9 protein-coding genes are annotated in these 14,744 nt (G+C 57.6%); 2 read left to right on the plus strand and 7 right to left on the minus strand.

Going from position 1 to position 14,744, the window contains the following annotated elements:
• Positions 1 to 8: 8 nt before the first annotated feature.
• Positions 9 to 2,360: an LPS assembly protein LptD gene (gene lptD / locus MX657_RS03950; RefSeq protein ID WP_346807382.1), complete on the minus strand. Its 2,352-nt coding sequence runs from the start codon at positions 2,358 to 2,360 to the stop codon at positions 9 to 11.
• Between the two features lie 239 nt (positions 2,361 to 2,599).
• On the opposite strand from lptD, the gene djlA reads away from it, so the two are divergent.
• Positions 2,600 to 3,415: a co-chaperone DjlA gene (djlA, locus tag MX657_RS03955; RefSeq protein ID WP_080328712.1), complete on the plus strand. Its 816-nt coding sequence runs from the start codon at positions 2,600 to 2,602 to the stop codon at positions 3,413 to 3,415.
• A gap of 30 nt (positions 3,416 to 3,445) precedes the next feature.
• On the opposite strand, the gene rluA is transcribed toward djlA, so the two are convergent.
• The 6 genes from rluA to araB all read right to left on the minus strand — a co-directional run bounded on the left by rluA (position 3,446) and on the right by araB (position 13,551).
• Positions 3,446 to 4,105 carry a bifunctional tRNA pseudouridine(32) synthase/23S rRNA pseudouridine(746) synthase RluA gene (gene rluA / locus MX657_RS03960; protein WP_346807384.1) on the minus strand — a complete coding sequence of 220 codons (660 nt, stop codon included), beginning with the start codon at positions 4,103 to 4,105 and terminating at the stop codon, positions 3,446 to 3,448.
• A gap of 12 nt (positions 4,106 to 4,117) precedes the next feature.
• Positions 4,118 to 7,024: an RNA polymerase-associated protein RapA gene (gene rapA, locus MX657_RS03965; protein WP_119916059.1), complete on the minus strand. Its 2,907-nt coding sequence runs from the start codon at positions 7,022 to 7,024 to the stop codon at positions 4,118 to 4,120.
• 129 nt (positions 7,025 to 7,153) lie between these two features.
• Positions 7,154 to 9,511, minus strand: a complete 2,358-nt coding sequence (gene polB, locus MX657_RS03970) for a DNA polymerase II (RefSeq protein ID WP_346807385.1) — start codon at positions 9,509 to 9,511, stop codon at positions 7,154 to 7,156.
• Positions 9,512 to 9,585: 74 nt separating this feature from the next.
• On the minus strand, positions 9,586 to 10,281 hold the full coding sequence (araD, locus tag MX657_RS03975) for an L-ribulose-5-phosphate 4-epimerase (RefSeq protein ID WP_119916057.1): 696 nt from the start codon (positions 10,279 to 10,281) through the stop codon (positions 9,586 to 9,588).
• A 47-nt stretch (positions 10,282 to 10,328) separates the two neighbouring features.
• Positions 10,329 to 11,831, minus strand: a complete 1,503-nt coding sequence (araA, locus tag MX657_RS03980; RefSeq protein WP_080328707.1) for an L-arabinose isomerase — start codon at positions 11,829 to 11,831, stop codon at positions 10,329 to 10,331.
• 10 nt (positions 11,832 to 11,841) lie between these two features.
• Positions 11,842 to 13,551: a ribulokinase gene (gene araB, locus MX657_RS03985; protein WP_346807387.1), complete on the minus strand. Its 1,710-nt coding sequence runs from the start codon at positions 13,549 to 13,551 to the stop codon at positions 11,842 to 11,844.
• 337 nt (positions 13,552 to 13,888) lie between these two features.
• Between araB and araC the strand changes: the two genes are divergently transcribed.
• Entirely contained in the window at positions 13,889 to 14,734 is an 846-nt protein-coding gene (gene araC, locus MX657_RS03990) for an arabinose operon transcriptional regulator AraC (RefSeq protein WP_032625458.1), read from the plus strand.
• Positions 14,735 to 14,744: the final 10 nt, after the last annotated feature.

The raw sequence follows: 14,744 nt of genomic DNA on the forward strand, positions 1-14,744 counted from the left end.
CAAGCACATTACAAAGAACTACTGTACGGCAGAATGTTCGAACGCAGCATCTGATGTGTGCCAAGGCCGTAGTTGGAGCTCAGGCCGCGCAGTTCGACATTAAAGCCAATCACGTTATCGTATTTGCTCTGATTGTTTACAGTGTCCCAGCCGTTAAGCTTACGCTCGTAACCGACGCGCAGCGCGTAACAGCAGGAGTTATATTGCAGACCCACCATCTGGTCAGCTGGCTTGTTCGCGTTAGTGTCAAAGTAGTAAGCGCCTACGATTGACCAGCGGTCGGCGATAGGCCAGCTTGCTGCGCCACCCACCTGCGAGATGCCGTCTTTATACTGTTCATTGCCAGCATAAGAAGGCAATGTTGCCTGAATATATTCCGGGCTGGCATAACGATACGTCAACTGTACCATGCGGTCTTCATCGCGACGGTACTCAATAGCGGCACTGCTTGTGGCGATATTATCGAGGCGAGTGTCATATTGCACACCACCACGCAGACCCCAACGGTCAGTCATGCGCCAGTACGTGTCTCCCGCCCAAACCAGCGAGCCCGTTTTGTTGTCTTTCTCCCAGTTAATGTTGTCATCACCGGTACGTGACTCGGTGAAATAGTAGATTTGACCAACAGAAACGTTAAAACGTTCAACGGCGGCATCATCATAAACACGTGTTGTGACGCCGGTCGTTAACTGGTTAGCGGATGCAATACGGTCCAGACCGCCGTAAGTACGGTCACGGAACAGGCCGCTGTAGTCAGACTGCAGTAAAGAGGAGTCGTAGTTCTGAATCTTGCTCTGATCGCGGTACGGTACGTACAAATACTGCATACGTGGCTCAAGCGTCTGGGTATAACCATCCGCCAGCAGGCCCATATCACGCTCGAAGATCAGCTTGCCGTCCATTTTGAACTGCGGAAGCGTTCGGTTAACTGACTCTTCCAGATGCGTATTGTTCGTGGTGTTGTAGTTATCAACATTTTTTTGCTGATAGTGTGTCGCCATCAGCTTGGCTTCGGTATTCAGGCTTGCCCAGTCGTTAGACCACGGCAGATTGATCGTCGGCTCAATGTGAACACGCGTGGCTTCCGGCATGTCCGAATCCGTGTTCACGAAATGTACCGCCTGAGCGTAAACCCGGGTATCGAAGGGACCTACGTTATTCTGATACCAGTTAACGTCCAACTGCGGCTCTGCGCCATAGGTCGGCGTGGACTGGTCAGAGAATACCTGGAACTGCTTGGTCGAGACGGTGGCATCAAAGTTCTGCACCGCATAGCCTACGCTGAATTTCTGCGTGGCATAGCCATCCGTGCTCGAACCGTATTTAGACGAGAAGTCGTTAAAATATGATGAGTCGCTAACTTTGGTGTAGTCAATATTAAAGCGCCACACCTGATCCATCACCCCGGCATGCTGCCAGAAGAATAACCAGCGGTGTTTATCGCCTTCTTTAGGGTGCTCATCCTGGAAAACCTTATCCGACGGCAGGTAATCCAGCTCCATCAGGCCAGCACCGGCCTGGGTCAGATAGCGGAACTCGTTTTCCCACATGACGTTGCCGCGCTTATGTATATAGTGCGGCGTGATCGTGGCGTCCATGTTGGGCGCGATGTTCCAGTAATACGGCAGGTAGAACTCAAAGTAGTTCGTGGTGCTGTATTTGGCGTTAGGGATCAGGAAACCTGAGCGACGCTTGTCACCCACGGGAAGCTGAAGATAAGGGCTGTAGAATACCGGCACCGGACCCAGCTTAAAGCGGGCGTTCCAGATCTCCGCAACCTGCTCTTCACGGTCGTGAATCACTTCGCTCCCGACCACGCTCCAGGTATTTGAACCCGGCAGACACGAGGTGAAGGAACCATTTTCCAGAATCGTATAGCGGTTTTCACCGCGCTGTTTCATCAGGTCCGCTTTACCGCGCCCCTGGCGACCCACCATCTGGTAATCACCTTCCCAGACGTTAGTGTCTTTGGTATTCAGGTTTGACCAGCCTTTCGGACCTTTCAGGATGACCTGATTGTCGTCATAGTGCACATTACCCAGCGCATCCACCGTTCGTACCGGCTCGGCCGCACCATCCGGCTGTTTCTGGTGCAACTGCACTTCGTCCGCCTGCAGGCGGCTATTGCCCTGGTTAATATCCACATTGCCCGTAAACGTGGCATTGTCAGGATAAGTACCTTTAGAGCTATCGGCAGTAATGGTTACCGGCAAGCTATTTGTATCGCCCTTCACCAGTGGACGATTATAACTTGGGACGCCAAGCATACACTGCGAGGCGAGATCGGCCGCCAGCCCCTGTTGACTGTACAGGGCGGTGCCAATCATTGTGGCCAGGAGGGTGGGGATACGTTTTTTCATACGTTGTATTTTATTGTTCCGTCATCAGTGGCTACGGCTTACAAACGCTCAGAGACTATCTTACTCATCAGCGCAGTACCAGCGTTAATCCTGCCCGTTTGCGTGCCAGAGTGTTAGGCTCGCTATCGAATGACGAGTATGATAAAGCAAATTATAGGCGATGTCCTTCAATTGACCGTGGCTTGAACACTGTGATGATGACGTTGCGTCGGCCAGGAATATGACTATCCGGGGAGTATATGCAGTATTGGGGTAAAATAATCGGCGTTGTGTTCGCCATCATCATGGGTGCCGGGTTCTGGGGAATTGTGCTTGGGCTTATTATTGGCCATATGTTTGATAAGGCGCGCAGCCGCAAAATGGCCTGGTTTGCCAACCAGCGCGAGCGTCAGTCGCTCTTTTTCTCCACCACCTTTGAGGTCATGGGGCACTTAACCAAATCCAAAGGGCGTGTAACCGAAGCGGATATTCAGATTGCCAGCGTCTTTATGGATCGCATGAACCTGCATGGTGAATCCCGCCTGGCGGCGCAGAATGCATTTCGCATCGGTAAAGCCGACAACTATCCGCTGCGTGAAAAGATGCGCCAGTTCCGCAGCATCTGCTTCGGACGTTTTGATTTAATTCGGATGTTTCTGGAAATCCAAATCCAGGCGGCGTTTGCCGACGGCTCGCTTCACCCAAATGAACGTGATGTCCTGTACGTTATCGCGGAAGAGCTGGGCATCTCCCGTATGCAGTTCGACCAGTTCCTGCGCATGATGCAGGGCGGCGCCCAGTTTGGCGGCGGCTATCACCAGCAGTCGTCCGGTGGTGCCTGGCAGCAGGCGCAGCGTGGTCCGACACTGGAAGATGCCTGTAACGTGCTGGGCGTGAAGCCTTCTGACGATCAGACCACCATTAAACGTGCCTACCGTAAGCTGATGAGCGAGCATCACCCTGACAAGCTGGTGGCGAAAGGTTTACCGCCGGAAATGATGGAGATGGCGAAGCAAAAAGCGCAGGAAATTCAGAAAGCGTACGAGCTTATTAAAGAGAAGAAAGGTTTCAAATAAGAAAAAGCCCGACGATGTCGGGCTTTTTCTTTAGAAGTCCACCGGGGATTTAAACGTCATCGCGTTCCCGAAGGCCGGATGAGTGATGGTGAGCGTCTGCGCATGGAGCTCCAGGCGTGATGCTAACGCCAGCGCTTCCGGCGGCGCGTAAAAGCGGTCGCCCAGAATCGGGTGACCCAGGGCAAGCATATGCACGCGCAGCTGGTGTGAACGCCCGGTAATCGGTTTAAGCAGCACGCGCGCGGTGTTATCCGCCGCGTACTCCAGCACTTCATACTCGGTCTGCGCGGCCTTGCCGGTTTCATAGCACACCTTCTGCTTTGGCCGGTTCGGCCAGTCGCAGATCAGCGGCAAATCCACCAACCCTTCCGCCTGCGCCGGGTGGCCCCAGACGCGGGCAACATACTGCTTTTTCGGCTCGCGCTCGCGGAACTGACGCTTCAGCTCGCGCTCCGCCGCTTTATTTAGCGCCACCACAATCACACCGCTGGTGGCCATGTCCAGGCGATGGACGGACTCGGCCTGCGGATAATCGCGCTGAATGCGCGTCATCACGCTGTCCTTGTGCTCATCCAGACGCCCCGGCACGGATAACAGGCCGCTTGGCTTGTTGACCACCATAATGTGCTCGTCCTGATACAGAATGACCAGCCAGGGATCCTGCGGCGGATTATACGGCTCCATCACCATCTTGCGCTCCGTTTACTGATGCGTCACAACGATAAGACGCAGGGCATCCAGACGCCAGCCTGCCTGATTCAGGCTTTCCAGCACCTGCTGGCGGTTGCTTTCAATCGCTGCCAGTTCGTCGTCGCGAATGTTCGGGTTGACCGCTTTTAACGCTTCCAGACGTGACAGCTCCGCAGACAATTTCTCGTCGGCCTCACTGCGCGCCGCGTCGATCAGCACTCTGGCCGCTTTCTCGGCCTGGGTTTCACCCAGCTGGAGAATCGCGTGCACGTCCTGCTGCACCGCGTTCACCAGCTTGCTGCCGGTATGACGGTTCACCGCACTCAGCTGACGGTTGAAGCTTTCGAACTCCACCTGTCCGGCCAGGTTCGTACCGTTTTTATCCAGCAGCAAACGCACCGGCGTTGGCGGCAGGAAGCGGTTGAGCTGAAGCTGTTTCGGCGCCTGCGCTTCCACAACGTAGATCAGCTCCAGCAGCAGCGTACCCACCGGCAACGCTTTGTTTTTCAACAGGGAGATGGTGCTGCTGCCGGTATCGCCGGAGAGGATCAGGTCCAGCCCGTTACGGATCAGCGGGTGTTCCCAGGTGATGAACTGGGCATCTTCGCGGGACAGCGCCACATCACGCTCGAAGGTGATGGTGCAGCCATCTTCCGGCAGGCCCGGGAAATCGGGCACCAGCATGTGGTCTGACGGGGTTAACACGATCAGGTTCTCGCCACGATCGTCCTGGTTAATCCCGACAATGTCGAACAGGTTCATGGAGAAGCTGATCAGACTGGTGTCGTCATCTTGTTCTTCAATGCTCTCGGCAAGCGCCTGCGCTTTTTCGCCGCCGTTGGAGTGGATCTCAAGCAGGCGATCGCGACCCTGTTCAAGCTGCGCCTTCAGCGCTTCATGTTTCTCGCGGCAGGATTTAATCAGATCGTCAAAACCGTCGGTATTTTCCGGCGCGGCCAGATAACCGATCAGATCGCCATGCACCTGGTCATAAATGGTGCGACCCGTCGGGCAGGTATGCTCAAACGCATCCAGACCTTCGTGGAACCAGCGCACTAGTACCGACTGGGCGGTTTTTTCCAGATACGGCACGTGGATCTGAATATCATGCGCCTGACCAATACGATCCAGACGGCCGATACGCTGCTCCAGCAGATCCGGGTTGAACGGCAGATCGAACATCACCAGATTGCTGGCGAACTGGAAGTTACGCCCTTCAGAACCGATTTCGGAACACAGCATCACCTGCGCGCCGCTGTCCTCTTCACCGAACCACGCCGCCGCGCGGTCGCGCTCGACGATAGACATGCCTTCGTGGAACACGGCGGCACGAATGCCTTCGCGTTCGCGCAGAACCTGCTCCAGCTGCAGCGCGGTGGCGGCTTTGGCGCAGATCACCAACACTTTCTGGGAGCGGTGCGCAGTCAGGTAGCCCATCAGCCACTCCACGCGCGGGTCGAAGTTCCACCATGTGCCGGTATCGCCTTCAAACTCCTGATAAATCTGTTCCGGGTAGAGCATGTCACGCGCGCGCTCTTCCTGAGTTTTGCGCGCGCCCATAATGCCGGAGACTTTAATCGCCGTCTGATACTGCGTCGGCAGCGGGAGCTTGATAGTGTGCAGCTCGCGTTTCGGGAACCCTTTCACGCCGTTACGGGTGTTACGGAACAGCACGCGGCTGGTGCCGTGACGGTCCATCAGCATGTCGATCAGCTCTTTACGCGCGGATTCCGCGTTGTCGCTGTCGCTGTTCGCAGCTTGCAAAAGCGGCTCGATATCCTGTTCGCCAATCAGATCGCTCAGGGTGTTGAGTTCGTCGTTTGAGAGACGTTTACCCGCCAGCAGCAGCGCGACGGCATCCGCAACCGGGCGGTAGTTATTCTGCTCTTCCACGAACTGCGCGAAGTCGTGGAATCGGTTTGGATCGAGCAGGCGCAGACGGGCGAAGTGACTTTCCAGACCGAGCTGCTCCGGCGTTGCGGTCAGCAGCAGGACGCCAGGTACGCGCTCGGCAAGCTGTTCAATCGCCATATATTCACGGCTTGGGGCATCTTCACTCCACACCAGGTGGTGCGCTTCGTCGACAACCATCAGATCCCATTCGGCATCGCACAGGTGCTCAAGACGCTGCTTGCTGCGGCGCACGAAGTCCAGCGAGCAGATCACCAGCTGTTCGGTTTCAAACGGGTTATCCGCGTCGTGCTGCGCTTCGGCATAGCGCTCGTCGTCGAACAGGGAGAAGCGCAGGTTAAAGCGGCGCAGCATCTCAACCAGCCACTGGTGCTGCAGGGTTTCAGGCACGACAATCAGCACGCGCTCGGCAGCGCCGGAAAGCAGCTGCTGGTGCAGGATCATACCCGCTTCGATGGTTTTCCCCAGGCCCACTTCATCTGCCAGCAGCACGCGAGGTGCGTGGCGACGGCCCACGTCATGAGCGATATTCAACTGGTGGGGGATCAGGCTGGTGCGCTGGCCGCGCAGTCCGCTCCACGGCATGCGGTACTGTTCGCTCTGGAACTTGCGCGCGCGGTAGCGCAGGGAGAAACGATCCATACGGTCGATTTGCCCGGCAAACAGGCGGTCCTGCGGCTTGCTGAACACCAGTTTGCTGTCGAGCAGCACTTCACGCAGGATAACATTGGCTTCATCCGTATCAAGGCGAGTACCAATGTAGGCGAGCAGTCCATTTTCTTCTTTTACGTCTTCAATCTTGAGCTGCCAGCCGTCGTGGCTGGTCACGGTGTCACCCGGATTGAACATCACGCGGGTCACAGGGGAGTCATTGCGAGCGTACAGGCGGTTTTCACCGGTGGCAGGGAAGAGGAGGGTAACCATGCGCGCATCGACGGCAACGACGGTTCCTAATCCAAGTTCGCTTTCTGTATCGCTGATCCAGCGTTGACCAAGTGTAAAAGGCATAGTTGTTCGGCTCTAATCTTTAATTGCAGGCAATAGTTCGACCCCCGTCAAAAAAAGACGGTCATCGAAAAATGGGTCCGGGAATGGAAAGGGCGCTATGGTACTGGATGGCAGCCATTTCGTCACGCGTCAAAATAGGCCAAGTTGCCCTGTCACTAGTGTAGCAAAATCATCGTCGATGAAGGGCAAAATTCCCTCCGCGACTGGCTGAAGCTGGCGCGTCAGGTAGTGATCGTAATCGAGCGGCGATTGCTGATAATCAACCGGCTCCGGGCCGCTGGTAGTCCAGACGTATTTGATGCTGCCACGGTTCTGATACTGCGGCGCGCGTCCCCGGCGCACGTTCTCTTCGTCCGCCAGACGCGCGGCGCGCACGTGGGGCGGGACGTTGCGCTGGTACTCCGCCAGCGGGCGACGCAGGCGTTTGCGATAGACCAGCTGGTCATCCAGCTCGCCGGCCATCAGGCTGGCGATGGTTTCGCGGATGTAGTCCTGATAGGGCTCGTTGCGAAATATCCGCAGATAGAGCGTCTTCTGGAACTGCTGGGCCAGCGGGGTCCAGTCGGTGCGCACTGTTTCCAGCCCTTTAAAGACCATCCGCTGCGTGTCGGCTTCCTGAATCAAACCGGCGTAGCGCTTCTTGCTGCCCTGGTCGGTTCCGCGGATGGTGGGCATTAAAAAGCGGGCGAAATGCGTTTCAAATTCCAGCTCCAGCGCGCTGCTTAACCGCTCTTTTTGCAAATGCTTTTGCCACCATTCATTTACGAAGGCCACCAGATCTTTGCCGATTCGCGAGGCATCGTCTTCCGAGTGTGCGCTTTTCAGCCATACAAAAGTGGAGTCCGTGTCGCCGTAAATAACGTCATAGCCACGGGATTCAATCAGCGCTTTAGTCTGGCGCATAATCTCATGCCCGCGCATGGTGATGGACGACGCCAGACGGGGATCAAAGAAGCGGCAGGCGCTGGTGCCCAACACGCCGTAAAAGGCGTTCATGATGATTTTCAACGCCTGTGATAGCGGCTTATTACCGTGGCGTTTCGCCTCGTCGCGGCCGTGCCAGATGTTTCCCACAATTTCAGGCAGGCAGTGTTTTTCCCGTGAGAAGCGGGCCCCGAGAAAACCTTCCGTGCTGTGTTCAGCATCCGGCTGCGCCATGCCCTCAACCAGCCCCACCGGGTCAATCAGGAAGGTGCGGATAATTGACGGGTAGAGGCTTTTGTAGTCCAGCACCAGAACCGAATCATACAGTCCTGGACGGGAGTCCATCACGTAGCCGCCGGGGCTGGCCTGGGGCGGTACGTCGCCGAGATTAGGAGCGACATATCCCGCACGGTGCATCCGTGGAAAATAAAGGTGGCTAAACGCAGCAACCGATCCGCCGTGCCTGTCGACCGCAAGACCGTTCACCGTCGCCCGCTCCAGCAGGAACGGCATGATCTCGGTTTTGTGGAAAATCTGCGTCACCAGCTCGCAGTCTTTCAGGTTATAGGTGGCGAGCGCCGGTTTGTCTTCGTTAAAGCGCCGGTCGATCTCGTCCATGCGGTCCCACGGATTGTCGATGGATTTACCTTCACCCAGCAGCTCCTGCGCCACCGCTTCGAGAGAGAAAGAGGAGAAATTCCAGAAGGCGGACTTAAGCGCCTCGATGCCGTCGATAATCAGGCGGCCGTTGGCCTGCGCAAAGAACACGCCGTTCTTAAAGCCGTGCTCGCGCCACTCCAGCTCCGTATTTCCGCGCCCGAGCATCAGCGGGATGCGATACCGCTCGGCGTGTTTTTGCAGGACGCGCAGGTCAAACTGCACCACGTTCCAGCCGATCAGCACGTCCGGATCGTGCTCGGCAAACCACTGGTTAAGCTTCTCCAGCAGCTGCGGGCGGCTGTTGACGTACTCAAGCTGAAAATCGAGCGCGGACGCATCGCCGTTCGGCGGCCCGAGCATATAGACAACCCGCTGTCCGCAGCCTTCCAGACCAATACAGTACAGTTCACCGTGGCGGGTGGTTTCGATATCCAGCGAGACCCACTTCAGCGGCGGGCGATAGTACGGGTTAGGTTTCAGACGCGCGTTAACGAGGCTGCCGTTGTGCGCGGTGCCGTCGACCCAGACGGGGGCGGTGATGAACCGCTCCATCAGAAAACGTTCCGGCGGGCGGATATCCGCTTCGTAGAGCGTCACGCCCGCTTCGCGGAGCAGTTTTTCATAGCGCATCAGCTGTCGATGGGCGCGACAGTAGAGACCGTAAACCGGCTGGCGGTGGAAATCTTTCAATTCAAGCGGCGTGATGCGCCAGCCGTTTTCGCCGCGCAGCAGCTGTTTCACTTTTTCGACGTGGGCTTCAGGAATAAAGGCCACGGATTCCTGTGGCGGCAGCGTGACCTGCAGCGGGCCGTTGTCCGTAGCCAGCCAGAATTCAACCTCAGTGCCCTGAGGCGTATCCCGCCAGTGTCGGGTCAGTAAAAAACCTTCTTGCGCCTGCGCCACGCCGTTATCCCATAAAACAAAACCAGGCCTGATTATAGCCTGGTTGAATATTTTATGCTGGGTATATATACAGTTTACTGTCCGTAATAGGCCTTCGCGCCGTGCTTGCGAAGATAATGCTTATCCAGCAGGGTTTGCTGCATATCCGGCAACTGCGGCGCCAGCTGGCGACAGAAGATCCCCATATAGGCCACCTCTTCGAGCACGATCGCGTTATGCACCGCATCTTCCGCGTTTTTACCCCAGGCAAACGGGCCGTGGGAGTGCACCAGCACGCCGGGCATCTGCGCCGCGTCGATTCCCTGTTTCTCGAAGGTTTCGACAATCACGTTACCCGTTTCCCACTCGTACTCGCCGTTGATCTCTGCATCGGTCATCAGGCGCGTGCAGGGAATGGTGCCGTAAAAATAGTCCGCGTGCGTGGTGCCGGTGGCCGGGATGGACTGACCCGCCTGCGCCCAGATGGTCGCGTGACGCGAATGGGTATGCACAATCCCGCCGATAGTCGGGAATGCCTGGTACAGCAGACGGTGGGTGGGCGTATCGGAGGAGGGCTTTTTGTTGCCTTCCACCACTTTACCCGTTTCGATACTGACCACCACCATATCTTCTGCGGTCATCACCGTGTAATCCACGCCGGAAGGCTTGATCACGAACACGCCTTTTTCCCGGTCAACGGCGCTGACGTTCCCCCAGGTGAGGGTCACCAGGTTATGTTTTGGCAGCGCCAGGTTGGCTTCGAGTACCTGACGTTTGAGATCTTCTAACATCGTTGTCTCCCTGCCCGGTGAGCGTCGCGTCACCGGGCATTCCGTACTTAGCGTTTTGAACCGTAATAGACTTCGTTCCAGCGCAGCGCGTCTTTGAAGGCTGGCAGGCGGGTGTCGTTATCAATCACGGTCAGTTCGATATCGTGCAGCTCGGCGAACTGACGCATGTCGTTGAGGTCCAGCGCGTGGCTGAAGACGGTATGGTGCGCACCACCCGCCAGGATCCACGCCTCTGACGCGGTTGGCAGGTCCGGTTGAGCCTTCCACAGGGCGTTGGCGACCGGCAGTTTCGGCAGAGAATGCGGGGTTTCAACCGCATCGACGCAGTTCACCAGCAGGCGGAAACGATCGCCGAGGTCGATCAGGCTGGCGTTGATGGCCGGGCCGGTACGGGTGTTGAAGATCAGACGCGCCGGATCCGCTTTACCGCCGATGCCGAGATACTGCACGTCGAGGATCGGTTTCTCTTCGACGGCGATCGTCGGACACACTTCCAGCATGTGCGAGCCAAGCACCAGGTCGTTGCCGTTCTCGAAGTGGTACGTATAGTCCTCCATAAAGGAGGTGCCGCCCTGCAGACCGGTCGACATCACCTTCATGATGCGAAGCAGAGCGGCAGTTTTCCAGTCGCCTTCGCCCGCAAAGCCATAGCCCTGCTGCATCAGACGTTGTACCGCCAGACCCGGCAGCTGTTTCAGGCCGTGGAGGTCTTCAAAAGTGGTGGTAAAGGCATGGAAACCGCCCTGTTCCAGGAAGCGTTTCATGCCCAGCTCGATGCGCGCCGCATCCAGCACGTTCTGGCGCTTGTCGCCGTTGATTTGTGCCGCAGGCGTCAGGCGGTAGCTACTTTCGTACTCGTCCACCAGCGCGCTCACGTCGCCGTCGCTGATTTCATTCACCACCTGCACCAGGTCCCCCACGGCCCAGGTGTTCACGGAGAAGCCGAACTTGATCTGCGCGGCCACTTTGTCGCCGTCGGTGACCGCCACTTCACGCATGTTGTCGCCGAAACGCACCACTTTCAGATGGCGGGTATCCTGCTTAGAGACCGCCTGACGCATCCAGGAGCCGATACGTTGTTGCGCCTTGCCGTCCTGCCAGTGGCCGGTGACTACCGCGTGCTGCTGGCGCATGCGCGCGCCGATGAAGCCGAACTCGCGGCCGCCGTGTGCGGTCTGGTTCAGGTTCATGAAGTCCATATCGATGCTGTCCCACGGCAGGGAGGCGTTGAACTGGGTATGGAACTGCAGCAGCGGTTTGTTGAGGATCGACAGGCCGTTGATCCACATTTTGGCCGGCGAGAAGGTGTGCAGCCACACAACCAGGCCAGCGCATTTATCGTCGTAGTTGGCGTCACGGCAGATATTGGTGATTTCGTCCGGCGTGGTGCCCAGCGGCTTCAGCACCAGCTTGCACGGCAGTTTGGCTTCCGCGTTCAGCGCGTTAACCACGTGCTCCGCGTGTTTCGTTACCTGCTGCAGCGCTTCCGGTCCGTACAGATGCTGGCTGCCAATCACAAACCACACTTCATAGTTATTAAAAATGGTCATCATCGTGTCCTTAATGGGTCAGGGTTGCCGTAGTGTCCGCGGTGCTTTTGGCCGGGGCGGCGACAGGGAGATAGTGAAGCTCGGCGCTTTTTGACCACTGCTGGTAGCGCTGATAAAGCTGTTCGAAGCGTTGTGCCTGCCGGGCGCGCGGCTGGAGCGTGTTTTCGACGGCGCTCGCCATATGCTGCTGCGCGGTCGGGATGTCGGCATGGATGCCTGCGGCCACGGCGGCGAAAATTGCTGCGCCGAGCGCGCAGCACTGATCGGAGGCCACAATCTGCAGCGGACGGTTCAGCACGTCGCAGCAGGCCTGCATGATCACCGGGTTTTTACGGGCGATGCCGCCCAGCGCCATCACGTTATTCACGTCGATGCCCTGTTCGGTGAAGCACTCCATAATGGCGCGGGCACCGAAGGCGGTTGCGGCAATCAAACCGCCGAACAGCGCCGGGGCGTCGGTCGCCAGGTTGAGATCGGTAATCACCCCTTTCAGGCGCTGGTTGGCAAACGGCGTACGGCGGCCGTTAAACCAGTCCAGCACCACCGGCAGGTGTTCGAGAGACGGATTTTTTGCCCAGGCTTCGGTGAGCTGCGGCAGAAGCTGCTTTTTGCTCTCGGCGATCTGGGTTTTCAGTTCTGGATGTGCCGTCGCCAGCTGGTCCAGCGGCCAGCCGAGCACGCGGCCAAACCAGGCGTAGATATCGCCAAACGCGGACTGACCGGCTTCAAGGCCGATAAAGTCCGGCACCACGCTGCCGTCAACCTGGCCGCAGATACCTTTCACCGCGCGGTCGCCGACGCTGGCTTTATCTGCAGTCAGGATGTCGCAGGTTGAGGTGCCGATAACTTTGACCAGCGTGTTTGGCTGCGCGCCCGCGCCCACGGCGCCCATATGACAGTCAAACGCGCCGCCGGAGATGGTTACGTTTTGCGGCAGGCCGAGGCGTTTCGCCCACTCTTCGCAGAGCGTGCCGACCGGAATATCGGCGGTGAAGGTGTCGGTAAACAGCGGGTATGTCAGGTTCTTGTTGATGATCGGGTCGAGATCGTCGAAAAACGCGGCTGGCGGCAGGCCGCCCCAGTTTTCATGCCACAGGGATTTGTGCCCGGCGCTGCAGCGGCCGCGGCGGATGTCCTGCGGACGGGTAGTCCCGGAGAGCAGGGCTGGCACCCAGTCGCACAGCTCAATCCACGATGCCGCCGCCTGCGCAACGGAGGCGTCGGCGCGGGTAACGTGGAGGATCTTGGCCCAGAACCACTCGCTGGAGTAGATCCCGCCGATGTAGCGCGAGTAGTCGGTTTTACCCGGCTGGTGGCATAAACGGGTAATGGCTTCTGCCTCTTCTACGGCGGTATGGTCTTTCCACAGTACGAACATGGCGTTCGGGTTGTCGGCAAACTCGGGGCGCAGCGCCAGCACGCGGCCTTCAGCGTCTACCGGGGCTGGCGTTGAGCCGGTGCTGTCGACGCCAATGCCCACGACATCGGCCCGCTGGGCGTCGGTCAGTTCGGCCAGTACGGTTTTGATCGCCGCTTCCATCGACTCGATGTAGTCGCGCGGGTGGTGACGGAACTGGTTGTTCGGCGCGTCGCAGTAGCGCCCCTCTTGCCAGCGCGGATACCACTCAACGCTGGTTGCTATCTCCTGGCCGGACGTACAGTCCACTGCCAGCGCGCGAACCGAGTCGCTGCCAAAATCGAGGCCAATTGCAATTGCCATGGTGTTGCTCCATCCAAAAAACAGGTATGGAAGAACATTAGAGACTGGGGGCGAAAATCGTCAGGCAGGATCCGCTAATCTTATGGACTAAATTGCTGTTGCGATTGAAAGTGTGACGCCGTGCAAATATTCAATGTGGACATTTCTGCCGCACTTATAGACACTTTTGTTACTGCTTATCTGCCCGTGCTGGCGGAGAAATCAGGGGGAAAGGCTGAAACATGGCGGACGTAAAAGAGGCGTGATGCTTTTAAGATCTTTTTGCGGGCCATTTTTAACCTGCTTTTAGTGATATGGACAATTGGTTTCCTTCAGGACCCTTGGGAGAACTGAATCTATGGCCGAACCGCAAAACGATCCCCTGCTGCCGGGATACTCGTTTAACGCGCACCTTGTGGCGGGACTGACCCCTATCGAGGCCGAGGGATATCTCGATTTTTACGTCGACCGACCGCTCGGCATGAAAGGATATATTCTCAACCTGACCGTACGCGGGGAAGGGGTGATCAAAAACGGCGATCGGCAGTTTATCTGCCGCCCCGGCGATATGTTGCTGTTCCCGCCAGGGGAAATCCACCACTACGGGCGTCACCCGGACGCCAAAGAGTGGTATCACCAGTGGGTCTATTTCCGTCCGCGCGCCTACTGGCAGGAGTGGCTGTCGTGGCCGGCCATTTTCGCGCAAACCGGTTTTTACCGTCCGGATGAGGCGCATCTGGCGCAGTTTCGTGAGCTGTTCGCGCAGATTATTGAGGCGGGGCAGGCGGGCGGGCGTTACGCCGAGCTGCTGGCCATTAACCTGCTCGAGCAGGTGCTGCTGCGCCGCATGGAAGCCATCAACGAATCCCTTAACCCACCGCTGGACAACCGCGTCCGCGACGCCTGCCAGTACATCAGCGACCATCTGGCCGACAGCCAGTTTGATATCGCCAGCGTCGCCCAGCACGTCTGCCTGTCGCCGTCGCGGCTCTCACATCTGTTCCGCCAGCAGCTTGGCGTCAGCGTGCTGAGCTGGCGTGAAGATCAGCGCATCAGCCAGGCGAAACTGCTGCTCAGCACCACCCGGATGCCTATCGCGACCGTCGGACGCAACGTGGGCTTTGAAGATCAGCTCTATTTTTCTCGCGTGTTTAAGAAGTGCACTGGCGCCAGCCCGAGCGAATTCCGCGCGGGATGTGAATAAACGGTAAACA

Source organism: Enterobacter chuandaensis, assembly GCF_039718975.1.
In the GTDB taxonomy this organism is placed as follows: Bacteria; Pseudomonadota; Gammaproteobacteria; order Enterobacterales; family Enterobacteriaceae; genus Enterobacter; species Enterobacter chuandaensis.

Bases quoted from the DNA above. Each gene is read 5' to 3' on its own strand.
- rapA (WP_119916059.1), bottom strand. From the start codon at position 7,024: ATGCCTTTTACACTTGGTCAACGCTGGATCAGCGATACAGAAAGCGAA.
- araA (WP_080328707.1), bottom strand. From the start codon at position 11,831: ATGACCATTTTTAATAACTATGAAGTGTGGTTTGTGATTGGCAGCCAG.
- rluA (WP_346807384.1), bottom strand. From the start codon at position 4,105: ATGGTGATGGAGCCGTATAATCCGCCGCAGGATCCCTGGCTGGTCATT.
- araB (WP_346807387.1), bottom strand. From the start codon at position 13,551: ATGGCAATTGCAATTGGCCTCGATTTTGGCAGCGACTCGGTTCGCGCG.
- djlA (WP_080328712.1), top strand. From the start codon at position 2,600: ATGCAGTATTGGGGTAAAATAATCGGCGTTGTGTTCGCCATCATCATG.
- araD (WP_119916057.1), bottom strand. From the start codon at position 10,281: ATGTTAGAAGATCTCAAACGTCAGGTACTCGAAGCCAACCTGGCGCTG.
- araC (WP_032625458.1), top strand. From the start codon at position 13,889: ATGGCCGAACCGCAAAACGATCCCCTGCTGCCGGGATACTCGTTTAAC.
- lptD (WP_346807382.1), bottom strand. From the start codon at position 2,360: ATGAAAAAACGTATCCCCACCCTCCTGGCCACAATGATTGGCACCGCC.